Below are 25,821 nucleotides of genomic sequence, written 5' to 3'. Positions count from 1 at the left end.
GATGCAGTTGCAGGAAGTTTTATATGGAGTAGCAATAACAAACCTGGTTGGATCAACCAACAGGGAGGTTAGCGCTTTGGTGTTTGATTCGCGTCAGGTTGTTAAGGATGTTGTGTTTTTTGCTGTTAAAGGTACTTTGTCTGACGGGCATGCTTTTATTCAGGCTACCATTGAAGCTGGTGCAAGTGTTATAGTTTGTGAAACGATACCTGAGGTTAAAAATGAGCTGGTAACCTATGTAGAGGTCGAAAACAGTGCTGCTGCGCTGGGCATTATGGCTTCTAATTTTTACGGCAACCCTTCTTCTAAACTGCAGTTAATTGGTATTACCGGTACTAATGGTAAAACTACCATTGCTACATTGTTATTTAAATTATTCAGAGAACTTGGTTATAAGGTTGGTTTGATCTCGACAGTGGAGAACCATATTAACGACGAGGTGATTCCTGCTACGCATACTACACCAAATCCGCTGGCTTTAAATAGCTTATTACAGGATATGGTAGCGGCCGATTGCAGCTATTGCTTTATGGAAGTAAGCTCGCATGCGGTGGTGCAACATAGAATTGAGGGCTTAAGCTTTTCGGGAGGAGTGTTTTCTAACATTACCCACGACCATTTAGATTTTCACTTAACCTTTGATAATTACATTAAAGCTAAAAAAGCATTTTTTGATGTGTTGCCAAAATCGGCTTTTGCATTGACTAATCTTGATGACAAAAACGGAATGGTGATGCTTCAGAACACTAAGGCATCGAAAAAAACCTATGCGCTCAAACAGCTTGCTGATTTTAAAGCAAAGGTGATTGAGAACAGCTTTAGCGGTTTGCATCTTGATATTGACGGGGCTGATGTGTTCTTTAAACTGGTGGGTTCTTTTAACGCATATAATTTGCTTGCGGTATATGGCACGGCAATGTTGTTGGAGCAGGATCAGCTTTCTGTACTGACTGTATTGAGCAGGTTAACAGGCGCTGAAGGCAGGTTTGAATACATCACTTCTACCCAGAACATAATTGGGATAATAGATTACGCACATACTCCTGATGCAGTACAAAATGTATTGAGCACCATACAGGATATAAGAAAAGGCACCGAACAGGTAATTACGATAATTGGCTGTGGTGGCGATAGGGACAAAACTAAACGACCTATTATGGCACAGGTAGCCTGTGATTGGAGTGATAAGGTGATTTTAACTTCGGATAATCCGAGAACGGAAAACCCGCAAACGATAGTGGAGGATATGGAAAAAGGTGTTTCGCCAACAAATAAAAGAAAAACATTAAGCATAGTGGACAGGAAAGAGGCAATTAAAACTGCCTGTCATTTGGCCAAACCTGGTGATATTATTTTATTGGCAGGCAAAGGGCATGAGAAGTATCAGGAAATAAATGGTGTTAGACATCATTTTGATGATAAAGAGGTATTGATGGAACAATTTAACTTGATGGGCTAATGTTGTATTATTTATTCGAGTATCTGAATCAGAATTATGAATTTCCAGGATTGAGGTTGTTTCAATACATCACCTTCCGTACCTCGTTGGCTGTAATTATCTCACTGATCATTACTACTGTTTACGGTAGAAGATTGATTAATTACCTGCACAAAATGCAGGTGGGTGAAACGGTTAGGAACCTTGGCCTGGAAGGGCAAATGCAAAAACAAGGTACACCTACTATGGGGGGTATTATCATCTTGCTGGGCATATTGGTGCCTACATTGTTGTTTGCCAACCTTACTAATATTTATGTGATCCTGATGATTGTAACCACTATATGGATGGGGGTTATAGGTTTTGTTGATGATTACATTAAAGTTTTTAGAAAAAATAAAGAAGGATTAGCAGGTCGTTTTAAGGTAGTTGGACAATTTGGGCTGGCACTTATTGTTGGCTGGACAATGTATTTTAACCCGAATATTGTGGTAAGGCAAACTGTTGATGAGACCACAAATACAAAAGCGACAACCGGTATAGGTGCCAAGACTACTGCACCTATGGTTTTGAGACAAAAGGGAGAGAGTTTTTATTATACTCAGGATGTTAAGTCGACCCTTACCAATGTTCCGTTCTATAAAAATAACGAAATGGATTATGCTAAGGTGCTTAAGTTTTTAGGCCCTGGCTATGAGAAATATGCTTTTGTAGTTTTTCTGTTATTTGTAATTGTAATTGTAATTGCGGTATCCAATGGTGCCAATATTACCGACGGTATTGATGGGCTGGCCACGGGTACATCGGCTATTATTGGCTTAACACTTGGTCTGTTGGCCTACGTGTCGGGTAACACCGTCATTGCCGATTACCTGAACATCATGTATATCCCCAATTCGGGTGAGCTGATGATTTTTGCGGGCGCTTTTGTGGGTGCTTGTGTGGGCTTTTTATGGTACAATTCTTATCCTGCCCAGGTATTTATGGGTGATACAGGAAGTTTGGCCATTGGGGGTATCATTGCCGTTTTTGCTATCATGATTAGAAAAGAATTATTGATCCCGGTTTTATGTGGGGTTTTTCTGATAGAGAATTTATCTGTAATTATTCAGGTAAGCTATTTTAAATATACCAGAAAACGGTTTGGCGAGGGCAGAAGGGTTTTCCTGATGTCGCCCTTGCACCATCACTATCAAAAGAAAGGATACCATGAAGCTAAAATCGTAACCCGGTTTTGGATTATTGGAATCTTATTGGCCATCATCACTTTAGTCACTTTAAAACTGCGGTAATGGAAAACGATAAAATTGTAATTCTTGGTGCAGGAGAGAGTGGGGTTGGAGCGGCAATGCTGGCGCAGAAACAGGGTTTTGATGTTTTTGTGTCGGACTTTGGTGCTATTGCCACCCAGTATAAAGAGATTTTAGAGGAATTACGTGTCCCTTTTGAAGAGAAACAGCATACTGCTGAAAAGATATTGAATGCAGCGGAAGTGATAAAAAGTCCGGGAATACCTGATACCGCTCCGATCATTAAGGAGATTAAGAAAAAGGGGATTCCTGTGGTTTCGGAAATTGAGTTTGCCAAACGGTATACCAATGCAAAAACCATTTGTATTACCGGTTCGAACGGTAAAACAACCACTACCATGCTTACCTACCACACGCTGAGAAAAGCAGGTTTTAATGTAGGACTTGGCGGAAATGTTGGGCATAGCTTTGCGGCCTTGGTGGCAACTGCCGATTATGACTGGTATGTCTTGGAGCTTTCGAGCTTTATGCTGGATGACATGCATGAGTTTAAAGCCGATATAGCGGTATTATTGAACATTACACCTGACCATTTAGACAGGTACGATTATAAACTGGGTAATTATGCAGCATCGAAAATGCGCATTACCCAAAATCAGACAGCTGATGATGTTTTCATTTACTGCGCTGATGACCCTGAAACTTTAAAGGTTTTAAAAACAACGAACGTAAGTTCAAAAATGTATCCCTTCTCCATTCGTAAAAAGATTGAGAGCGGGGCATACCTGGAAAGCAATAACATACACATAAATATACACCTAAACGACGAACTAACCATGTCTATTTCAGAGTTAGCCCTTCAGGGCAAGCATAATATTTACAACTCTATGGCTTCGGGCATAGTAGCCAAAGTATTAGACATTCGAAATACTTCCATCCGCGAAAGTATGGGAGATTTTAAGAATATTGAACACAGGTTGGAACATGTGGCAAAGATTTCGGGGGTGGATTACATCAATGATTCTAAAGCCACTAACGTGAATTCGACCTGGTACGCTTTGGAGAGTGTAGGAACTGACGTGATTCTGATTATGGGCGGTGTTGATAAGGGTAATGATTACAATATGCTTAAGGATATGGTGCACCAGAAGGTGAAAGCCATTGTGTGTTTGGGTAAAGACAATAAGCGTATTCATGAGGCTTTTGAAGATGATGTAGAGATTATAGTGAATACTTTTTCTGCTCATGAAGCGGTGCAGGTAGCCTATCACCTGGCTAAAAAAGGAGATACGGTTTTGCTTTCGCCAGCGTGCGCAAGCTTTGATTTATTTAAAAATTACGAAGACAGAGGCAATCAATTTAAGAGTGCCGTTAAAGAATTGTAGACTATGGTTGCAATAAATAAACTTCTGGACAAGACAAAAGGAGATCGCTGGATTTGGCTGATCATCATTTTGTTGTCGCTTATTTCCATTTTGGTAGTATACAGTTCTACCAGTACTCTGGCATTTAAGCGTGGTGTAGGAGTGGAAAAATTATTGCTGACCAAACACGTGATATTTGTGCTGATAGGTATTGCTATGATTTATATAGCCCACCTTTTGGATTACAGGTACTATGCCGGAATTTCTAAAGTACTGATGGTAATTACGATTCCATTGCTGGTGTATACGCTGATCTTTGGAGCCAATGTAAATGATGCTTCGAGATGGGTTAAGATACCGCTGATCGGTTTAACGTTTCAAACTTCGGATTTGGCCAAGCTGGCTTTAATTACATTTCTGGCCAGGATGCTGACCAGAAAGCAAGAGAATATTAAAGACGTTAAAGAAGCATTTATCCCGATTATKGGTTCTGTTTGTGTGGTGTTTGTGCTGATTGCATGGGCAAATATGTCGACCGCTTTAATGCTTTTTGGTGTAAGTATTTTGTTGTTGATTATTGGCCGTATCAGTATTAAGCAGATCATGATGGTATGTGCGGGTGGTTTTGTACTGTTGCTTTTTGTAGCCTTTTTAGGTCCACGTAGGGAAGTGTACAAATCTCGTATTGAGACTTATATGCACCCGGAGCGTCAGAACTCTGATAAAACATTTCAGTCCGACCATTCCAAAATTGCTTTGGCCTCTGGCGGGGTTTTTGGTAAAGGTCCGGGGAATAGTATAGAAAAGAACTTTTTGCCTCATCCGTATTCTGATTTTGTGTTTGCAATGATCATTGAAGAGTACGGAACTATAGGGGGGATAATTGTAATGTCGCTTTATCTGGTGCTGCTTTATCGATGCATAAAGATTGTAACCAGGGCACCCAAGGCATTTGGGGCATTGCTGGCGGCAGGCTTAAGTTTTAGTTTAACCATACAGGCCTTTGCAAATATGGCTGTTGCTGTTGGTTTGGGCCCGGTTACCGGTGTGCCTTTACCGCTGGTGAGTATGGGTGGAACCTCTCTGTTATTTACCAGTATTGCATTTGGGATAATATTGAGTGTGAGCAAGGATGTTGAAGAAAATAATAGTAAAAAAGTGATTGTGGGTGAAATACCTGCAATGGCATAAAATAAGATGATGAAACCAACAAGGGTAATTATTTCGGGTGGCGGTACTGGCGGACATATTTTTCCGGCCATATCTATTGCCAATGCGCTGAAGCGTATGGAGCCAGCGTGCGAAATATTATTTGTTGGTGCTACAGGCAGAATGGAAATGGAAAAGGTTCCTGCTGCCGGATATAAAATTGTGGGTTTAAATATCAGCGGTATCCAAAGGGGATCTATTATTAAAAACCTTGGCCTGCCATTTAAGCTTTTAGGAAGTGTTAAAAAAGCCATGCAGCTGATCTCTGAATTTAAACCAGATGTTGTAGTTGGGGTTGGAGGCTATGCATCAGGACCGATATTGTATGCTGCATCTTTAAAAAATATTCCTTACCTGATACAGGAGCAGAACTCTTATGCAGGTATAACTAATAAATGGCTGGGGAAAAAGGCGGCTAAAGTTTGCGTGGCTTTTGATGGTATGGATCAGTTTTTCCCTGCTGCCAATATATTGAAAACCGGAAATCCGGTAAGAAAAGATGTTGTTGATATTTTAAACAAGCATCATGCAGGAGCAGAATTGCTAAAGCTTGATCCGCTTAAGAAAACAATATTGGTTACAGGTGGTAGCCTGGGGGCCGGTACTTTAAATAAAAGCATTGAAAAACACTTGCCTGAGCTATTGAAGGAAGATGTACAGGTGGTATGGCAAACCGGTAAGTTTTACTACAAAGGAATTGTGGAACGTTTAGGTTTGAATTTTCATCCGAATGTACGAATTCTGGAATTTCTGAATAAGATGGACATGGCTTATGCCGCTGCTGATCTTATTATATCAAGAGCTGGTGCCGGTACCATTGCAGAATTGTGTTTGATTAAAAAACCGGTTATCCTGGTTCCTTCGCCAAATGTGGCCGAAGATCATCAGACCAAAAACGCCCTGGCTTTAGTGAAAAACAATGCAGCAATGTTAATAACAGATCACTCTGCCGAAGATACGCTGGTGCCTGAAGCATTGTCGCTGCTAAAAGATAAGGAACGGTGTAAGATATTTTCTGAGAACATTGCTGAGATGGCTTTGCCTGATGCCGATAATCTGATTGCACAACAGGTTTTAATTTTAGCTGGAAAGGGGGGGCAGGAATAATGGAACTGGACAATATAAAAAGAGTTTATTTTGTTGGTATCGGTGGAATTGGAATGAGTGCCCTTGCCCGTTATTTTGTGAAGAGAAAATGTATTGTTTGCGGTTATGATAAAACAAAGACCAACCTTACAACTGCTCTTGAGCAGGAGGGTGTTTTGATATCTTACGTCGACAATGAGGATACCTTGCCTAATTGCTTTACTGCTGATGATAAAGAAACACTGATAGTTTATACGCCTGCAATTCCTAAGAATTCTGAAATATTGAATTATTATAAAGGGCATGGCTTTAAACTTAAAAAGCGCTCGGAGGTTTTGGGCATCATTAGTAAAGGCCAGTTTTGTATTGCTGTTGCCGGTACACATGGTAAAACCACTACTTCATCAGTAGTTGCGCATATTTTAACTGACACAGGTTATGGCTGTACCGCATTTTTAGGCGGTATAGCTACGAACTATAGCAGTAACTTTTTGATTGGCAGTAACAATGTGGTTGTGGTAGAGGCTGACGAATATGATCGTTCATTTTTGACACTGCATCCGGATATTTCGGTAATCACTTCTATGGATGCTGATCACCTGGATATTTATGGTGATGCTTCGCAATTGCAGGAGTCGTTTCAATTGTTTGCCGGTCAGCTAAAACCTGAAGGTACCCTGTTTGCTAAAAAAGGCTTGCCTATTGCCGGTTCGATAAGTTATAGTGCTGATCTGGATTCGCAGGTTAAGGCTAAAAACATCAGGGTGGAGCATGCAAGTTTTGTATTCGATTATGAGGATGCCGATCATTCGATTAAAGGAATAAGCCTGATGCTTCCGGGAAAACATAACGTAGAAAATACGGTGGCAGCAATTGCTGTTGCTTTGAAACTGGGTATTGATCCCGAAAAGATAAAAACTGCTGTAGGTAATTTTAAGGGTGTAAAGAGAAGATTTGAGTATATCGTAAATTCTCCGGAGCATATTTATATAGATGACTATGCCCATCATCCTGAAGAACTAAGGGCCTGCTTTAACGCGGTAAGACAATTGTATCCTGATAAGAAACTGACAGTGATCTTTCAGCCACATTTGTTTACCCGTACCCGCGACTTTGCAGATGATTTTGCACAAGTTTTAAGCACTGCCGATGATTTGATACTGTTGGAAATATATCCGGCCAGGGAATTGCCGCTGGAAGGGATTAATTCGCAGTATTTGTTAGATAAGATCTCGTTGAAAGACAAAGAGATATGTGGAAAAGATTTAGTTGTAGAACGCATAAAGAACAAGCAGCCTGAGTTACTTTTAACTGTAGGTGCCGGTGATATAGATACATTGATACAACCACTAAAAACCCTGTTGACAAATGCTTAAGAGGATAAATTGGAAATCGGTATTTAAAGGTTTTGCCTGGATAGTTAGTCTGGCCGGAATTATAGTGCTCATGAGTTTTGTGAGCATTAAGAAAGATACTGTGACTTGTACCAATATTAAAATCTTAATTCCGGGAGCGGATAACTTTATTGAAAGGGAAGAAGTAGATGCAATTTTAAAACAGAGTCAGGGTATATTGATTGGTAAGAAACTGGAGCAGATTAATCTGGAAGAAATAGAACAAAAATTAAAGGCGAATCCTTACATCGCTTTTGCAACAGTTTACGCAGATATGAATGGGGTAATTCATATTAACGTGAAACAGCGCCAGCCGATATTAAGGGTCAYAAATGCTAGTGATCAGGATTTTTATATCGATAGGAATGGATTGAAAATGCCTATTTCTCCAAATTTTACAGCCAGCGTATTGGTGGCAAACGGAAAAATAATGGAGCATTTTAGTGGTAAGGTAGATACGTTGATTACCAAGCTGGCTAAGGATCTGTATAAAACCGCATTTTATATAGAACAGGATACATTATGGAATGAGCAGATCGAGCAATTGATTGTAGATGATAAAAATGATATTCAATTGGTGCCGCGAGTAGGCAATCAGCGGATCATTTTGGGGACTGCAGATTCACTGGAAGTTAAGATGAGGAATTTGCGCGCTTTTTACGATAAGGCAATGCCGAAGGTGGGATGGGACACCTATAAAACCATCAATATAAAATATACCAATCAAGTTGTTTGCGAAAAGAACAAGATTGATTCTTTATCAGAGGTAGCCAGGTTAGATTCTCTGAAAAAGAAACCGATAGATACGATGGTTCGCGAAGAGATGCCGGAAGAACTAAAGGATGATAATTAAAACAGATACCAGGAAAAACAGAAATAATAAACTCAACAAATCAATATAGTTATGGGCAAAGAAAAATTAACCACTCAGTCTCCAATCGTAGTAGGGTTGGATATTGGTACTACTAAGATCTGTGTGATCGTTGGTCGCAGAACACAACACGGAAAAATAGAAGTATTAGGTATAGGAAAAGCAGAATCCGCAGGGGTAACACGTGGTGTGGTATCCAATATCCAGAAAACAGTTCAGGGGATAGCTCAGGCGGTAGAACTTGCAAGCGGGCAATCGAACGTCGAAATCCGCGTTGTTAATGTAGGTATTGCTGGCCAGCATATCAAAAGTTTACAACACAGAGGTATTTTGACCAGAAGAGAATTAAATAATGAGATAGGAAAGAAGGATATTGACAAGCTAATTGATGATATGTTCAAACTGGTTATGCCCCCAGGAGAAGAAATCATCCATGTATTGCCACAAGAGTTTACTATCGACAATGAGCCGGGTATTAAAGATCCTATTGGAATGGCAGGAGTGCGTTTGGAAGCAAACTTCCATATCATTTCCGGTCAGGTAACTGCGGTAAAAAATATAATGAGATGCGTAACCAATGCCGGGTTACAAACTCAGGAATTGATACTGGAGCCATTAGCTTCTTCTGAATCGGTGTTGAGCGATGAAGAAAAAGAGGCGGGCGTGGCTTTGGTAGATATAGGTGGTGGTACTACCGATATCGCTATTTTCCATGAAGGAATTATCCGTCATACTGCTGTTATTCCTTTTGGAGGTAACAGTGTAACTGAAGATATCAGAGAAGGATGTTCTGTGATGAGAAACCAGGCGGAATTGTTGAAAACCCGTTTTGGTTCTGCGCTTGCAGAAGAGAATAAAGAGAACGAGATTATTTGTGTTCCGGGATTAAGAGGAAGAGAACCTAAAGAGATTTCAGTGAAAAATCTTGCTTATGTAATCCAGGCCCGTATGGAGGAAATTATTGAGCATGTTTATTACGAAATCAAATCTTCGGGATATGAGAAAAAACTAATCGGAGGAGTGGTGATTACTGGTGGTGGTGCGTTGTTGAAACACTTGTCGCAGTTGGTTGAATATGTAACCGGATTAGATTGCCGTGTTGGATATCCGAATGAGCATTTGTCTAAATATGAAGACATGCCTAAAACCATCTATGATGATTTGAAAAGCCCGATGTATGCTACCAGTGTTGGTTTATTAATTAAAGGTATACAAAAAGCTGAGGAGCTGCTTGAGGAAATGAAGCAACCGGGAGTATTTGTAGAGCGACCAAAAGATAAAGAGAAAGTAAAACGTTCAGGTGGTGGATTATTTGATAAACTTCTAGCTAAAACAAAGGATTTCATCAAGGATGACATGAATGTAAGCGATGAAGATTATATAAAGCCGTAATATTTTTCAACAAAACACGATTTTTCCACATTCTTAACAGTTGTGGAAAACGCCTGTTAAAAAAGTGTTAATATTACATAGAGAGATGAACAGGAAAAACGAATTTTTAAATAACTGATTCATAAAGATATGCAGTTTGAAATGTTAAAAGATAAGTCGTCAATCATCAAGGTAATTGGTGTTGGTGGCGGTGGAGGTAATGCGGTAAACCATATGTACCGTTCTGGAATTACAGGTGTTGACTTTATCATTTGTAATACTGATGCGCAGGCTTTGGAGTTTAGTCCTATTCCTAATAAGGTTCAACTTGGTGCAAGTTTAACTGAAGGTATGGGTGCAGGCTCTATTCCTGAAGTTGGTAAAAATTCAGCCATAGAGAATATAGATGATATTAAGCAGATGCTGGGCAACACTACAAAAATGTTGTTCATTACGGCAGGAATGGGTGGAGGTACCGGAACAGGCGCCAGCCCGATCATAGCTAAAGCTGCAAAAGAATTAGATATTTTAACGGTAGCTATTATTACTACGCCTTTCTCCTTTGAAGGTAAAAGACGTAAAATGCAGGCTAACGATGGTTTAGATGAACTAAAAAAATATGTAGATTCTTACCTGGTTATTTCTAACGACAGATTGCGCGAAATATTTGGTAACCTTACTTTGGGTTCAGCATTTGCTCAGGCAGATGATATTTTAACAACTGCTGCAAAAGGAATTGCCGAGATTATAACTGTACCTGGATACATCAACGTGGATTTTAAAGATGTGCGTACTGTTATGAAAGATAGCGGTGTATCTATAATGGGTAGTTTTGCATGCGAAGGCGAAAACAGAGCATTAAATGCTGTTGAAGGTGCTTTGGCTTCTCCATTGTTGAAAGACAATGAGATTGAAGGTGCAAGATATATCCTATTAAATATCAGTTCCGGAGTACAGGAAGTAACAATGGACGAGGTAACGATCATCACTGATTATATCCAGGATAAAGCAGGTCTTTCTGCTGATTTGATCTGGGGTAACTGTATTGATGAAAACCTTGGTGAAAGATTATCTGTAACCATTATTGCTACCGGCTTCCAAACTAAAGAACAGCGTGAAGAAGATAAAAAGAACGTTAAAAAGATCTCTTTATTAACTCCAGAAGAAGCACCTATGGTGCGTCCGGTAGAGCCTGTCAATTCTTTCATACAACCTAAAGCTGACGTTCCTGCTCAGGAGCCGGTTATGAAAGCCAAAGAAGAAATAAAGCAATCAGATCTTTTCGGTGATTTATTTAATATCAATAAAGCCAGAAAAACTGATGAGCCTGAAAATACAGTGGTAAGACATACCTTAATTGAAGAAGAACCTGCTCAGGAAACTCAACAAGAGTCATCTGGCTTTGAATTCGAAATTAAGCTTGCAGAAACTGATTTTGTATTTGAAACCCCGGCATCAGTATTTAATAATGATGTTGAAGCTCATAGAGAAGATGTTCAGGAAGCAGGATTGGATGATKACAAAAATGATGAGTCAATAGAAGATCAGCTTAAAAAATCGAAAGAAAGAATCTTAAGATTAAAAGATCTGAGCATGAAATTAAGAACCAGCAATGGTTTGCAGGAGTTAGAGAATGAGCCAGCTTACAAACGTAAGCAAATGCAGTTGCAACAGGTTCAGCACTCATCTGAGTCTCAGGTTTCAAGATTTACTTTAAGTAATGATGAAGATGGATCTACTGAAATCAGACCTAATAACTCATTCCTTCATGACAACGTTGATTAATTATTAACATAAAAAAAATAGAAAGCCTTAACAATAAATATGTTAAGGCTTTTTTGGCATAATAATAGCGTATTTGCCTTTGGTAAATGCTGATGTTGCGTATCAGTCATATTAACCTTAAATTTGCAAAAAATATAAAAAAACTTAATACATATAACATTGGATATTTTTGAAAAGATAGCAAAGCATATGGGCCCGATCGGGCAACATCACAAATGGTCACATGGATATTTCTCATTTCCTAAATTAGAGGGTGATATTGCCCCTCACATGAACTTTCGCGGTAAAGAGCATCTGGTATGGAGTTTAAATAACTATTTAGGTTTGGCCAATCACCCTGAAGTAAGGGAAGCTGATTTAAAAGGTGCTGCAGAATTTGGAATGGCTTATCCAATGGGTGCCCGCATGATGTCGGGAAACTCTAAATACCATGAACAACTGGAGCAGGAGCTTGCGGCATTTGTGGGTAAACCAGACGCTTTCTTATTAAATTACGGGTATCAGGGAATGGTTTCTATCATTGATAGTCTTGTGGATAGGAATGATGTTATTGTATATGATGCTGAATCTCATGCATGTATTATTGACGGATTACGTTTACACATGGGTAAGCGTTTTGTGTACAAACATAACGACATTGATAGCGCACGCAAACAGCTTGAAAGAGCAACTAAGCTGGTTGAACAAAGCGGTGGCGGTATATTGGTAATTACTGAAGGTGTTTTTGGTATGTCGGGCGCGCAAGGAAAATTAAAGGAACTTGTTGACCTTAAAAAAGAATTCAACTTCCGTTTATTAATTGATGATGCGCATGGTTTTGGTACTATGGGACCTACAGGTGCGGGTACTCATGAAGAGCAAAACTGTATTGATGGGGTTGATGTCTACTTTGGTACTTTTGCTAAATCTATGGCTGGTATTGGAGCATTTGTTGCATCAACAGAAGAGATGACTAATTTCTTCCGTTACAATATGCGTTCTCAGACTTTTGCCAAAGCGTTACCTATGCCAATGGTTATTGGTTTGTTAAAAAGACTGGAACTGTTAAAGAACAATCCGGAGCTTAGAGAGAAACTATGGAATGTTGCTACTACCTTGCAGAAAGGACTTAGGGAGCGTGGATTCGATTTAGGTGTAACAAATACAATGGTTACCCCGGTGTTCTTGAAAGGTGAGCTATTGGAGGCTACTGCGCTTACAATGGACCTGCGAGAGAATTACGGAATATTCTGTTCTATTGTAGTGTATCCTGTAATCCCTAAAGGACTTATTGAGTTGAGGTTAATACCAACAGCTGTTCATACAATGGAAGACGTACAGCGTACATTAGATGCCTTTAGCGAGGTTTCAGATAAATTGAAAAGCGGATACTATAAAGAGAATCAATTCTCAATAGCATAAAATTCATTCAATAAAAAAAGCCCCTCTAAGTATATTGGAGGGGCTTTTTTATGTTGTGTTGTTTTGTAATTATCTGATTTTCAACTGGATAATTTGTTTTTTGACGGATTAATTGTGCATAACCCCCTATAATGTGGAAAAAAACAGTGTTTTAGGCACTTTTTTATTAATCCAAAAGTTTTTTTTGTAAAATAAACATCTTACTTTAGTAATAGAGTATTAATCAAAACCTTAAAAACCTAAAAGGAGTAAATTAACGATGAAAAAATTTAATGAAGTAAAAGAGCTTGTAGCAGCTTTAGAAGCTGATGCCGACAAATTCTACAACAAGGCGAACAGCGCTGCAGGTACTCGTGTACGTAAAGGTATGCAAGATCTTAAGAACTTAGCTCAAACGATTCGTTTGGAGATTCAAGAAACAAAAAATAAAGGTTAGAACCACTTTATTTTTGTTTTGATGAATAAAAAAAGCGTCCCGAATTATCGCGACGCTTTTTTTATTGTATAATATTTTAAAACTTTCCGTCATCCTGAATTTATTTCAGGATCCCGCACTCGCTGGTCTGACTTTCTAATCCAGGATCCTGAATTAAATTCAGGATGACGATGGTGGTACAACCTAATACTAAGCTGTAATCTTTTTCGATTCGGCAATGATTGCCTCACGTATAGCAGGAGATACCTTAACCAAAGGAAGTCTAAGGTTATCATCACATACACCAAAATGTTTTAAGGCAGCTTTTGCGCCTGCCGGATTGCCTTCTACAAACATTAATCTGGTAAACTCGATTAAGCTAAGATGCAGCGGAAGTGCTTTAGCAAAATCACCAGCAAGGCATAATCTGATCATGTCAGACAGTTGCTTTGGCAATGCGTTTCCAATTACAGAAATTACACCCACGGCACCTAATGATATCATTGGCATTGCAACAGGATCATCGCCGGAAATTAACATAAAGTCGGCTGGTTTATCTCTCATGATCTGATTAAACTGATCAAAGTTTCCAGAAGCTTCTTTAATGGCAATGATGTTCTTTAAATCTGTAGCAAGGCGACAGGTCGTTTCGGCGCTGATATTGCTTCCTGTGCGTCCTGGTACGTTATACAACAAAATTGGTAGTGAGCTAGACTCACTAAGTGCTTTATAGTGTTGGTAAATGCCTTCCTGAGTTGGTTTATTATAGTATGGGCTGGCAGATAAAATGGCGTCGTAACMACTTACTTCAAAATCTTTTATGTTTTGCGCTATAACATTGGTGTCGTTGCCGCCAATACCGGCAATTAGTGGTAAACGGCCATTATTTATTTCTGCTGTAAATTCCCAGATCTTCTTTTTTTCGTCCTTATTGAGTGTTGATGCTTCTCCTGTTGTACCTAATGATACCAGGTATTCTACCTTTCCTTCGATCAGGTAGTTGATCAGGTTTTTCAACMCGTCAAAATCTACTGACCCATCTGCATTAAATGGTGTAACCAGTGCTACACCCGTTCCATGAAATTTGTTCATTGTTTAGTTATTATTTCAACATCTCTAATAAATCACCCTCTGAAATCAGTGGTACATTTAGTTTTTTCGCTTTATCCAGTTTAGACGGACCCATATTGTCGCCGGCAAGCAAATAATTAAGCTTGGCCGAAATGCCGCTTAAGATTTTGCCACCATTGCTTTCTATCAGATCCTTAAGTTCTTCTCTGCTATAATTTTCAAAAACGCCCGAAATTACAAATGTTTTTCCAGTTAATTTGTCACTTTGTAAAGCAATTTCATTTTCTATAGCTTCAAATTGAAGTCCGTAGGATTTTAAAAGCCCAATTTGATGTAAATGTTCCGGATTTCCAAAATATTCAATGATACTTTCTGCAATGCGCTGTCCGATTTCATCTATTGCGGTTAGTTCTTCGAGACTGGCTGTCGATAATTTCTCGATGTCTTTAGCGCCGAAAGCTAATTTTTTGGCTACAGTTTCGCCTACATACCTGATACCCAATCCGAACAATACTTTTTCAAAAGGCATCTGTTTAGACTCCTCAATACCTTTAAGCATATTTTCGATGGAACGTTCTCCAAAGCGGTCTAAGGTTTTCAGTTCTTCCGCTTTTTCATGAAGTGTATATAGATCGCTGATGTGTTTTACTAATCCCTTTTGATAAAATGTTTCTATGGTTTCGTCGCCAAGACCGTCTATATTCATTGCTTTTCTGCCAATAAAATGTTGGATCTTGCCTACAATTTGTGGCGGACAAGCTTCATCATTAGGGCAGTAGTAGGCAACTTCACCTTCTTTTCTAATCAGGGTCGATTGGCATTCAGGGCAAACTGAAGGGTAAATAATTTTAGGTGCACCGGCTTTGCGTTTATCCAGGTTCACATTAATTATTTTAGGGATAATCTCTCCGCCTTTTTCTACGAACACACTATCTCCCTCATGCAAATCCAATCTTTCAATCTCATTTGCATTGTGCAGTGTGGCCCTCTTTACAGTAGTGCCGGCAAGTTGCACCGGTTTTAAATTTGCTACAGGAGTAACAGCACCTGTGCGGCCCACCTGATAGGTTACCTTTTCCAGTATGGTCTCTACTTCTTCTGCTTTGAATTTAAATGAAATGGCCCAGCGTGGAGATTTAGCTGTAAAGCCCAGTTCCTGTTGCTGTGCATAGCTGTTCACTTTAATTACAATGCCATCAATGTCATATGATAGTTTAAAACGCTCGGTTTCCCAATGCTTAATGAACAACAATACATCGTCAATGTTGCTAACCAGTTTGGAATTGGTACTTACGTTGAATCCCCAGCTTTTTAAAGTCTGCAGGCTTTCCCAATGTGTTTTAAAATAATTTTTATCGGTATTTAGTGAGTACAGGAAGCAGTCAAGAGGGCGTCTGGCTACCTCTTTTGAGTCCTGCATTTTTACGGTTCCTGCGGCAAAATTTCTTGGGTTGGCATATTGGATCTCCCCAAGCTCTTCGCGTTCCTTATTTAGGCGCTCAAAAGCAGCACGGTGCATAAAGATTTCACCTCTGATCTCGAACAGAGGCGGTACTTCTTCATTTTTTAATTTATGAGGGATATTGTTAATGGTTTTAACATTGGTGGTTACATCATCGCCTTTGGTTCCGTCTCCGCGGGTAACTGCTCTTACAAGCCTGGTGTCTTCATAGGTCAGGCTAATAGAAAGTCCGTCAAATTTAAGTTCACAAACGTATTCAAAACTTTCGCCAATGGTTTTTCTTACCCGCTCATCAAAATCACGAAGATCTTGCTCGTTATAAGTGTTGCCCAATGAAAGCATTGGCCACCTGTGCTTTACAGTGGTAAATGTTTTGGTTATTTCGCMTCCAACTTTCAGGGTAGGAGAGTCGGGATCTGCAAATTCCGGATGCTCCTTTTCCAGCTTGCCAAGTTCCTCAAGTTTTTTGTCGAACTCGTAATCTGCAATGGTAGGCATTGCCAATACATAATAATTGTAACTGTGTTGGTTAAGCTCCTTAACCAATGCATCCATTTTATCTTTTATATCAAATAGTGACATAGAAGCGAAGATACAAATTAGCTTTAGGAGCTAATTGAGATTTATATGAAATATTTTTGATGTTGAGGATTCTAATGATTGCCAGCCTTTAAATGTTGCTCCACATCGCTGAATATAGACATGTAATCATCTTCAATACTGGTCTTAAAAACAGAGAGTTTATCTGTTAATAATGCAAGTTGTGGTTCTGTAAATGGGCTGTCCCACAAACGCATACAAATGCGGTTCAGGGCATAAGAGATGTTCTCGATCTTCTGGTAACTAAACAGGTATCTGCTGGAAATAAAGCTGTTCAGGAATTTAAAGAATACCGTTGTGTCTGGTACACCACTTTTTTTTAGAAAAGAATCTATTGCTTGTTTATTGGCCTGGCCTAACTGCTCGTAAAAAGTATTAATGTTTACTGTTCCATGGATGGTTAGCAAATGATCCAGCACTAGCTCAAGACCAATATGAGCTAGGAAAAAAGGCTTAACAGGGCTATCTTGAAGTGCCGGTAAGATGATCTGTTTTAAGGTGTTGGTATGTAATTTAAAAAACTCCGATGAATGAAAAACAGCATCTACTGCAATGTGTCGGCCCCATCCAATAAGGATAGAATTTTCATCAGCATCAGATTCAAAAAGATGTTTTTCTTTTAGCGGATATAAGTTGCTGTCTTTCTGTGCATTCTTTACAAAATCTGGCAAAACAACTCCGATTACCATGTTTGCATCATGATTGTCTCTTTCAAAATAAAAATGCGACAAAAAGTTCATTGCCCTAAAAGTAGCTAATTTTGTTCAGTTTAAGCGTTTTTGAGGCGTATTGAATTTAAAGGATAACATAGGTTTTCCTATATTTGCGGCAAAAGGATATAAGAATGACCAATTTCGTTGAAGAGCTACGCTGGAGAGGCATGTTACAGGACATCATGCCGGGTACTGAAGATAAATTGAATGAAGGAATGACCTCAGGTTATATAGGATTTGACCCTACTGCTGATTCACTGCATGTAGGACATTTAACTCAGATCATGACGCTTATTCATTTTCAACGTGCCGGCCATAAGCCATATGCACTAGTAGGCGGAGCTACCGGCATGGTAGGTGATCCTTCAGGTAAATCTGACGAAAGAAATCTTCAAACCGAGGCCACAGTAGAACATAATCTAGCCGGAATGAAAAAACAGCTTTCTAAGTTTTTGAAATTCGAAGCGACAGGTAATGGTGCAGTGATGGTGAACAATAATGACTGGTTCAAGGACATGAACCTGTTTACTTTTATCAGAGATGTAGGTAAACACATTACTGTAAACTATATGATGGCAAAAGATAGTGTTAAAAGAAGACTGGAAGGTGATTCGGGACTTTCTTTTACCGAATTCTGCTACCAGCTGATTCAGGGTTATGACTTTTACTATTTGTGGAAACACCACAATTGCCTGGTGCAAATGGGTGGTTCAGATCAATGGGGCAATATTGTTACCGGAACAGAACTCATCAGAAGGAAAGATGGCGGTACTGCATTTGCAGTGACTACCAATCTGATCAAAAAAGCTGATGGTACTAAGTTTGGTAAAACTGAAAGCGGGGCGGTATGGTTAGATGCAGCAAAAACGTCGCCTTACAAATTCTATCAGTTTTGGCTTAATGCTTCTGATGATGATACTAAAAAATGGATCAGAATTTTTACGCTTAAATCGCAAGAAGAAATAGAAAGCCTTGAGGCAGAGCACGACACTGCGCCACATTTGCGCGTTCTTCAAAAAGCATTGGCCGAGGATATAACCATCAGAACACATTCTGTTGAGGCATTGGAAACTGCAATTAAAACCTCTGAATTTTTATTTGGTAATGGTTCTTTGGAGTTTTTCAAAACTTTAAATGAAACACAGGTTTTAGAAATATTTGAAGGTATCCCTCAATTTGAAATTTCAAAATCGGAACTTKAACAAGGAATTGACGCCGCTACATTGCTTGCCGAAAAATCGAGCGTTTTTGCTTCTAAAGGCGAAGCGAAGAAATTGATACAAGGTGGCGGAGTATCTGTAAATAAAGAAAAGGTTGGTGATGCTCAGGCTGTTTTTAATGCTGAAAACCTATTGAATGATCAATTTATTATCGTTCAAAAAGGTAAAAAGAACTATTATCTGATAATAGCTAAATAATCAGAAAGCTAATTTACCAACAGGTTGCAGCCTCTGATATCAGCATTGTCAAAACGGCCTAGAACCTCAAAAGATCCATCTTCAAATACGCGGCCCAGATCCTGGGTCGCTATAAAAGAACAGGAATTGATGTTTGCAAGATCGATAACATTGATTCCTCCTGTTTTGTTGTTTGCGATCAGACTTAAAGGATCATTGGTATCCCTAAGGTTAATCTTCATCCAGGGAGGACAATTAAACACTCCATTTCCATAAGAATAGGCTTGCGATAAAAGTTCAGTCATGCCATATTCGCTATGGATGGCACTAACGCCAAAGCCATTCTGAAGTATTTCGTGCAATTCTTCTCTCACCATTTCTTTCCTTTTGCCTTTCATACCACCTGTTTCCATTACAATCAGTTCGGGGAAATCTATTTTGTACTGCTCAACAAAATCAAGCAGGGCATAAGTAACACCAATTAGAATGGTTTTCTGGCCAGAGGCTTGCAGCTTTTTTAGTTTTTGGAACAAATCATCATGATTGTGCAAGAAGTAGCCACTGTCTTTATGTTTGCTTTGCTTTAGCAGCGCATCAACCATGTAGATTAAAGACGACCCATCCCGTTCCAGATAAGAAGGCAGTAGCGCAAGGAAACATGTTTGTTCGGGTTTGCTGTAAAACTGCTCAAAAGCAAGGTTAAAGCTTTGTTCGTATACTTTAACATCGGTAACCAAATGTCTGCTTTGCAACATACCTGTAGTGCCTGAACTGCTAAAAATAATCTCAGTTTCGTCAGCAGAACTTAGTACCTCATGACTTTTAAAAAAGCTGATCGGCAAGTAAGGAATACGATCTGATGAAGATATCTCCTCAGGCTTAATCCTTAAATGAGATATGTATTCGCAATACACTGAACAATTTTTTGCCTGATGTTTAAATACTTCAAGGGATGCTTTTTCAAACTGTTCTTTAGTCTCAATAGAGAAAATTTGCCCGATTAAATCTTTCACGTGTGCAAAAATACACAACAAAGTTTTAATTAAGAATTGGTTTTCTTGGTTAGAACAGCTTTTCTGAAATGATAACCACAAAAACCGCTTACTCCCGCTATAAATGCACCAAGCATAGCGCTCAATGCCAGCACCAATATCCATGAACTTACACCAAGCATTCCTGCTACCCTTAATGCTAAAACATTGTTGTTAGGTAAGCTTTTAAATAAAGCCATTCCTGTCCACAAGAGCAGGATCGCAAAAAAAGGCGACCATAAAGATATCTTTCCTGTTTTACCAATTAAACCGCATGTTGCAAATGAAATCACTACGATTATCCACCAGGGCAAAACCATTTGAAGTAAATAAGAGGCTATTAAAATTACAATAAATACCATGATGCTATTTTTTGGATATTTTTAATTTAGAGATTATTTTGGCCGATGGGTCATCAACAGATTGCATAAAGAAAAGGTCATACAGCTCGCCGTTAGCCCAGGTGTCGATCATATTGTCGTAGAATTTACTGCCAGGGTTGCCCGATTGTCCGCCCGGGAAAACGCCATGTCCTTTAGGTGTTTTTCCTAATTCAACAACCATTCGCCACGAGGGGCCATTGCTTTCGCTTAATGCATCTATGGTCATTTTACCACCACCAATCATTAATGTTTTAGAGCCGAAACCCGGTATTTTTGCCAGATGCGGAACATTGCTATGCTTAAAGTTGGCCCATTGCCATCTTTCGCCAATAGGCCCGTATTTACGTTCCAGGCTATCGCATGAATACTTAAAGGCCTCATTTACAAGATCACTTAACGTTTCTTTCTCTGGTGTCTTAATGTTATCGACCCATTTGGAATCTGGCTGTGTTAAAATCAGTTGTACGGTTCTGTCTCTGGAAGGATAGCGCATTGGAACACCGTCAACACTAAATTCATCATCCCAGATATTGTATTGAATGCGTTTGGTCCACAGATCAAAAATACTTGCTGCAACTTCTTTTGCATCGTAATGTTTATTCCAGGCAGACACTAAAGAGAACCCTTCTTTTTGTGTGGCGTTTAACTTGCTGCCATCTACCAAAGGTAAAATAGCGGGTAAGATATTTTGGGCATGGATGCTGTAAGTGTCGGTCTGCATCGTTCTGATGCTGTCGGCAGTAGCGTTAGTCATTACTGTTAACCTGTCGTTTATGCGTTTCGCCCGTTCATACGGACTAAATTCCCAGTTAATGTAATAAGGGTAAGTTTGATCGGTAGATGATTGATTGGCCGAACTAACAAAGTTTCTTGGAGGGTTCTTAACAGTTGGGTTTTGAGAAGCAGGAATCCATCCTTGCCAATCATTTTTAGGATCAGAACCATCCATAATAAATTTACCCTGATCTTTCCATTTTAGTGGGAACTTGCCATTTGCGGTAATGGCAATATCATTATCAACCGAAGCGAATACAAAGTTTTGTGCCGGAGCCGTATAATAAGTAAGTGCTTTGCGGTAATCGTTGTAGTTCTTGCCGCGATTTAGCAAATAGAAAGTTTTAAGCTCATTAGATTTATCATGAGCAATCCACCTTAGTGCATTTCCGATAGGAATATTTTGAGCCTTAGAAAACTTTTCTGGCTTCTGAAGATAAACTACCGGACCTTGGTGCGTATAATAAACGGTGTCTATTTCAGCTTTGCTACCCCTTATCAGGATCTTTTCAAGTCGGGTTGTGGTATTTTTCCACTCATTATTATACCAATAGCTTTTATGGGTATTGTCTTTGAATTTGATCTCATAAAAATCCAGCACATCTGCGGCTACATTGGTAACTCCCCAGGCAATATTTTGGTTAAAGCCTATAATTACTCCCGGTGCTCCCGGTAATGATACGCCATAGCTGTTTAGACCTGGAGCATGAAGTTGAATCTGGTACCAGATAGAAGGAAGGGTTAAATCAAGGTGAGGGTCGTTTGCTAAAATAGGGTAGCCGGATTTTGTTTTTGCACCTGATATGGCCCAGTTATTACTTCCAATTCCTTCTTCTTTTTGTTTAGTTTCTATATTTCCGGTTGTCATTTCCTTTAATGCATCAGCAGGCGGAGTAGGAACGGGCAGTGGATCAAAATCCCATTTGGTACCAACAGGAATAATCGGATCTTCTTTGAAAGGGTAGTCAGGAAATAAATCTTTAACCACATCAGTGCCAAACTTCTTTCTGATATTGGTCATATAAAACTCATCGGAGCCCATTGCCAATACTGCCGACATCTGTTTTAGCAGTAATGCGCATTTTAAAGGAGTCCAGTCTTCAGGTTTAAAATCCAATAATTTATATTCAATGGGTAGTTTGGCTTGCGTTAAAGAATGTATATAGTCGTTTATACCAGCGGTATATGCCAGTATCATTTCTTTTGATTTCGGGTCGGTCATCATTCCTTCCAGAGATTTCTCAGCGCCATAAACCATACCCATCCTACGTTGATATTTATCAAGTTCTATGGCCTTTTTCCCTACCACTTCAGAGATGCGGCCGGCAGCAAAACGGGTTTGAAAGTCCATTTGCCATAAACGATGCATTGCTGTTACGTAACCCTGAGCATAATAAACATCATGATCGTTTTGCGCAAAAATATGCGGAATCATCCTGTCGTCGAATGCGATATCAACATTCTGATAAGTAGCTTTTAGGGTAATTTTTCTATTTGGATTTACTGTATTTTTTTCTGCGTTTTGCCAAAAACCGGTAAAGGGATTCAGGAATTTGAGAAGAGGAGGGGTATCGCCGAATTTTGTATTGAGAGCATATGTTAATAGTATTGGGATAACAATGCAAATGAGGGCTTTTATTTTATTCATCATAGCTCAGTTAAAGGCACATCTAAAACATAAATGAAAGTATTTGATTACTACTTCCTTTGAATTTAAATTGACTTTGCAAGTTAACATAAAAGTTAAATCAATTGCAATCAAAATCCGATTTTGGCAATGAAATATTCATCAAAATTGGATTTGGAAAATTAAATTAATGTATTATATTTATAATAAATTAACCTTATATAAATTAACTGCATGAATAAAATTTTTACCAAAGCAATCTTTGCATTTTTATTGCTATGTATTACCGGTTTGGTAGCGCAGGCTCAAAATGTAACCATTAGTGGGTCTGTTTCCGATAAAGCCACTAAGGAACCAATACCAGGTGTTGGGATTACTGTCAAAGGAACTACAATAGCCACAGCCACTAATATGAGTGGTAAATACACACTTACCGTTAAGCAAGCCGCTCCATTTACAATCGTTATTTCTTATGTTGGATACGCTTCAATTGAGAAAGAAGTTACAGGAAATGCTTCGAATCTGGACTTTGAGATAGAAACTGCTACCGTTTTAGGTCAGGAGGTGGTTATCTCTGCATCCAGAACTCCGGAGCGAATTCTTGAATCTCCGGTGTCTGTAGAGCGTATGGGACCTGCTGTATTAAAAGAGCTTTCTGCTCCCTCATTTTATGACGCCCTAACCAATATGAAAGGTGTTGAGATCAGTGCACAGAGTTTAACTTTTAAATCAATAAACACCAGAGGATTTAACTCTAATGGCAATACCCGTTTTAATCAGCTTGTTGATGGAATGGACAATCAGGCACCAGGATTAAATTTCTCTGTAGGAAATATTATTGGTATTTCAGATCTTGATCTGGATAACGTAGAGTTACTGCCGGGAGCATCTTCAGCGCTATATGGTGCGGGCGGTATCAGCGGTACCATGCTTATGACCTCAAAAAGCCCTTTTGATTACCAGGGAGCCAGCTTTTCTTATAAGTCGGGAATTAATCATGTAAATGATAACAATACCGGAAATCAGCAGTATAACCAGTTGGATGTACGTTTGGCAAAAGCCTGGAATAATAAGTTCGCTGTAAAAGCTACTTTCTCGTTCCTTCAGGCAAAAGACTGGCAGGCAGATAACTATAGCAACTTTGATCGCAATGGCCGCGCTTTTAAAGCAGGCGATAGGGCTTCAGATCCGGCTTATGATGGTATAAACGTTTATGGTGATGAAAGCTCGCAAAATATGAGAAGTATAGTTCAGCAAAGCATTGAGCCTACTATACGGGCGGGTATCTTAGCTGCATCTGGTGGAGCGTTTAATCCAAAAACGGTCCTTGATAATCTTCCTGCAGGAACAAGCTATCCTGCCTACCTGAACTTTATAAATGCAAATGTTCCGGCTCCATTGCGCCCTGCAGTATCTGGTCAGTATCTGCCATTCTATTTCGGGCTTAAAAATCAAACCATTCTTCCAAATCAGGAAGTAACAAGGACCGGTTATAATGAAAATGCACTGGTAGATTACAATACCCAATCGCTTAAAACTTCCGGATCGTTACACTACAGATTTACACCTACAATAGAAGGTATTGCCCAGATAAACTGGGGAACGGGTACTTCGGTATATACCGGTTCAGATCGTTACTCATTGCGTAACTTTAGCATCGGGCAATACAAATTAGAACTAAAAGGACAGGATTTCTTTGTAAGGGGTTATACCACACAAGAACGTTCGGGTGATTCATATATCTCCTCTATTTTAGGAGCATTCATCAACGAAGCTTCAAAAACATCACAAACATGGTACCCTCAATACATCAGTACATACATAGGAGCAAAATTGACCACTCCGGGAATTACTGATGCACAAGCTCATGCAGCTGCAAGAAATGTTGCCGATCAGGGACGCTTTGTGCCTGGTACCCCTCAGTTTGAAGCTGCAAAAGATAAAATTGTAAACAGTACCATTGCTTCGGGAACAGGTGCTAAATTCGACGATAAAACCAATCTATACCATTATGAGGGTATGTATAATTTCTCAAATGCACTTAATAATGTAGTTGAATTACAGGTTGGAGGTTCATACCGGATTTACCAATTGCGTTCAGGGGGAACTATTTTTGATGATCTTACCGATAAAATTGATATAAATGAATACGGTGCATTTGCCCAGATCGCTAAAAAAATGTTTGATGATAAATTCAAACTGGCTTTATCTGGCAGATATGATAAAAGCTCTAACTTTGATGGCCGTTTCACACCAAGAGTATCAGGAGTACTTACTGTAGCTCCGGATAATAACATCAGGGTATCATACCAAACAGGTTATCGGAATCCAACAACCCAAAACCAGTACATAGATTTGTCGGTAGCAGGTGGTTTACAAAGGCTTATTGGTGGTATACCTAGTATGTTGGAGAAATACCATATGCTTACAACAGATATTCCTTATACTGATGTAAGTTATCGCGCATTCTTGGGTTCTGTAGCAGCTGGTGCTCCTAATCCTGCTCTGCTAAAACAATACAACTTTGATCCAAGAGGGGTTCGTCCTGAGAGCGTGCAGGCCTACGAAGTAGGTTATAAAGGATTGTTAGGGTCAAGGTTCCTGATAGATGCCTATGCTTACTACAATACTTATAAGAATTTCATTACAGCAGTGGATGTTTTTCAGCAAAACGACGATAATTCCTTCTCTAAATTTGGAGTACCTGTAAATGCAACCGGTAAAGTAACTTCTTACGGAGGCGCATTGGGCTTGGATTATTTAATAGGCGGTTATAACTTAAGCGGTAACGTATCTTACAACAAATTAGGCGACCTTCCTACAGATTATATTAATGATTTTAACACTCCGGAGATTCGTTATAATTTAGGTCTTGGTAACAAAGAGATCATTAAAAACTTTGGTTTTAATGTTAATTACCGCTGGCAAGATAAGTTTTACTGGAACTCATCATTTGCTTCAGGAGATGTTCCTTCATTCAATACAATTGATGCACAGGTTAACTTAAAAATACCTTCAGTAAAATCAATGGTTAAACTTGGGGGCTCAAACATATTAAATAAATATTACTTTACTTCTTATGGTAACCCTTCTATAGGCGCACTTTACTACATAGGATTTACATTTAACCCATAAAATCAAATTAACACAGCTCTTCATCAATTAATTAGTTTTATAAA

The 25,821-nt window shown here is 39.2% G+C and carries 19 protein-coding genes; 13 read left to right on the top strand and 6 right to left on the bottom strand.

The annotated features are described in order from the left end of the window. Position 1: 1 nt before the first annotated feature. From AC1DDK_RS03170 to AC1DDK_RS03120, 11 genes are all read left to right on the top strand, one after another. The gene (locus tag AC1DDK_RS03170; RefSeq protein ID WP_288884425.1) at positions 2-1,459 is read left to right on the top strand and encodes a UDP-N-acetylmuramoyl-L-alanyl-D-glutamate--2,6-diaminopimelate ligase; all 1,458 of its coding nucleotides are present in this window, start codon (positions 2-4) and stop codon (positions 1,457-1,459) included. Next, positions 1,459-2,730, top strand: a complete 1,272-nt coding sequence (gene mraY, locus AC1DDK_RS03165) for a phospho-N-acetylmuramoyl-pentapeptide-transferase (protein WP_172660800.1) — start codon at positions 1,459-1,461, stop codon at positions 2,728-2,730. Before AC1DDK_RS03170 ends, mraY begins: the two co-directional genes overlap by 1 nt. Continuing rightward, a complete protein-coding gene (gene murD, locus AC1DDK_RS03160) occupies positions 2,730-4,073 on the top strand; it encodes a UDP-N-acetylmuramoyl-L-alanine--D-glutamate ligase (protein WP_337715720.1) in 1,344 nt (447 codons plus the stop codon). The genes mraY and murD overlap by 1 nt, the downstream gene beginning before the upstream one ends. 3 nt (positions 4,074-4,076) lie before the next feature. Next, positions 4,077-5,243, top strand: a complete 1,167-nt coding sequence (locus AC1DDK_RS03155) for an FtsW/RodA/SpoVE family cell cycle protein (RefSeq protein ID WP_477633829.1) — start codon at positions 4,077-4,079, stop codon at positions 5,241-5,243. 9 nt (positions 5,244-5,252) lie between these two features. Next, positions 5,253-6,368 (top strand): undecaprenyldiphospho-muramoylpentapeptide beta-N-acetylglucosaminyltransferase, encoded by a 1,116-nt coding sequence (gene murG, locus AC1DDK_RS03150; protein ID WP_172661078.1) that lies wholly within the window; start codon positions 5,253-5,255, stop codon positions 6,366-6,368. Then, positions 6,368-7,723, top strand: coding sequence for a UDP-N-acetylmuramate--L-alanine ligase (murC, locus tag AC1DDK_RS03145; protein WP_172660798.1), 1,356 nt, complete (start codon positions 6,368-6,370; stop codon positions 7,721-7,723). Before murG ends, murC begins: the two co-directional genes overlap by 1 nt. Continuing rightward, complete coding sequence (locus AC1DDK_RS03140; protein ID WP_477633828.1) at positions 7,716-8,594, top strand: cell division protein FtsQ/DivIB; 879 nt, start codon at positions 7,716-7,718, stop codon at positions 8,592-8,594. Before murC ends, AC1DDK_RS03140 begins: the two co-directional genes overlap by 8 nt. 51 nt (positions 8,595-8,645) lie before the next feature. Further along, on the top strand, positions 8,646-10,004 hold the full coding sequence (ftsA, locus tag AC1DDK_RS03135) for a cell division protein FtsA (protein ID WP_048904200.1): 1,359 nt from the start codon (positions 8,646-8,648) through the stop codon (positions 10,002-10,004). A 129-nt stretch (positions 10,005-10,133) separates the two neighbouring features. Next, the gene (gene ftsZ / locus AC1DDK_RS03130) at positions 10,134-11,768 is read left to right on the top strand and encodes a cell division protein FtsZ (RefSeq protein WP_477633827.1); all 1,635 of its coding nucleotides are present in this window, start codon (positions 10,134-10,136) and stop codon (positions 11,766-11,768) included. A gap of 159 nt (positions 11,769-11,927) precedes the next feature. Continuing rightward, positions 11,928-13,169 (top strand): aminotransferase class I/II-fold pyridoxal phosphate-dependent enzyme, encoded by a 1,242-nt coding sequence (locus AC1DDK_RS03125; RefSeq protein ID WP_172660795.1) that lies wholly within the window; start codon positions 11,928-11,930, stop codon positions 13,167-13,169. A 259-nt stretch (positions 13,170-13,428) separates the two neighbouring features. Next, a complete protein-coding gene (locus tag AC1DDK_RS03120; protein ID WP_048904203.1) occupies positions 13,429-13,605 on the top strand; it encodes a hypothetical protein in 177 nt (58 codons plus the stop codon). A gap of 189 nt (positions 13,606-13,794) precedes the next feature. Here the strand turns inward: AC1DDK_RS03120 and dapA are convergent, their stop codons facing one another. From dapA to AC1DDK_RS03105, 3 genes are all read right to left on the bottom strand, one after another. Further along, positions 13,795-14,676, bottom strand: a complete 882-nt coding sequence (dapA, locus tag AC1DDK_RS03115) for a 4-hydroxy-tetrahydrodipicolinate synthase (protein ID WP_477633826.1) — start codon at positions 14,674-14,676, stop codon at positions 13,795-13,797. 10 nt (positions 14,677-14,686) lie between these two features. Next, positions 14,687-16,699 carry an NAD-dependent DNA ligase LigA gene (gene ligA / locus AC1DDK_RS03110; RefSeq protein ID WP_477633825.1) on the bottom strand — a complete coding sequence of 671 codons (2,013 nt, stop codon included), beginning with the start codon at positions 16,697-16,699 and terminating at the stop codon, positions 14,687-14,689. Positions 16,700-16,770: 71 nt separating this feature from the next. Continuing rightward, the gene (locus AC1DDK_RS03105) at positions 16,771-17,457 is read right to left on the bottom strand and encodes an ACP phosphodiesterase (RefSeq protein ID WP_337715717.1); all 687 of its coding nucleotides are present in this window, start codon (positions 17,455-17,457) and stop codon (positions 16,771-16,773) included. A gap of 104 nt (positions 17,458-17,561) precedes the next feature. On the opposite strand from AC1DDK_RS03105, the gene tyrS reads away from it, so the two are divergent. Then, complete coding sequence (gene tyrS, locus AC1DDK_RS03100; RefSeq protein WP_477633824.1) at positions 17,562-18,848, top strand: tyrosine--tRNA ligase; 1,287 nt, start codon at positions 17,562-17,564, stop codon at positions 18,846-18,848. A gap of 8 nt (positions 18,849-18,856) precedes the next feature. Here tyrS and AC1DDK_RS03095 read toward each other — a convergent pair whose 3' ends face one another. Genes AC1DDK_RS03095 through AC1DDK_RS03085 form a run of 3 tightly spaced genes read right to left on the bottom strand, consistent with a single transcriptional unit; the run spans position 18,857 to position 22,666 of the window. Further along, complete coding sequence (locus AC1DDK_RS03095) at positions 18,857-19,840, bottom strand: LuxE/PaaK family acyltransferase (protein ID WP_288883981.1); 984 nt, start codon at positions 19,838-19,840, stop codon at positions 18,857-18,859. 29 nt (positions 19,841-19,869) lie between these two features. Continuing rightward, a complete protein-coding gene (locus AC1DDK_RS03090; protein WP_172660789.1) occupies positions 19,870-20,220 on the bottom strand; it encodes a hypothetical protein in 351 nt (116 codons plus the stop codon). A 4-nt stretch (positions 20,221-20,224) separates the two neighbouring features. Further along, positions 20,225-22,666: a penicillin acylase family protein gene (locus tag AC1DDK_RS03085; RefSeq protein ID WP_337715713.1), complete on the bottom strand. Its 2,442-nt coding sequence runs from the start codon at positions 22,664-22,666 to the stop codon at positions 20,225-20,227. Positions 22,667-22,876: 210 nt separating this feature from the next. Here AC1DDK_RS03085 and AC1DDK_RS03080 point away from each other — a divergent pair, with 210 nt between their 5' ends. Further along, positions 22,877-25,777: a TonB-dependent receptor gene (locus AC1DDK_RS03080; RefSeq protein ID WP_288883983.1), complete on the top strand. Its 2,901-nt coding sequence runs from the start codon at positions 22,877-22,879 to the stop codon at positions 25,775-25,777. The last annotated feature ends 44 nt before the right edge of the window (positions 25,778-25,821 follow it).

This window comes from Pedobacter sp. 05T44, assembly GCF_056395985.1.
The sequence above is the reverse complement of the archived record's forward strand: the minus strand, read 5'-3'. Positions and strand labels throughout refer to the sequence as shown.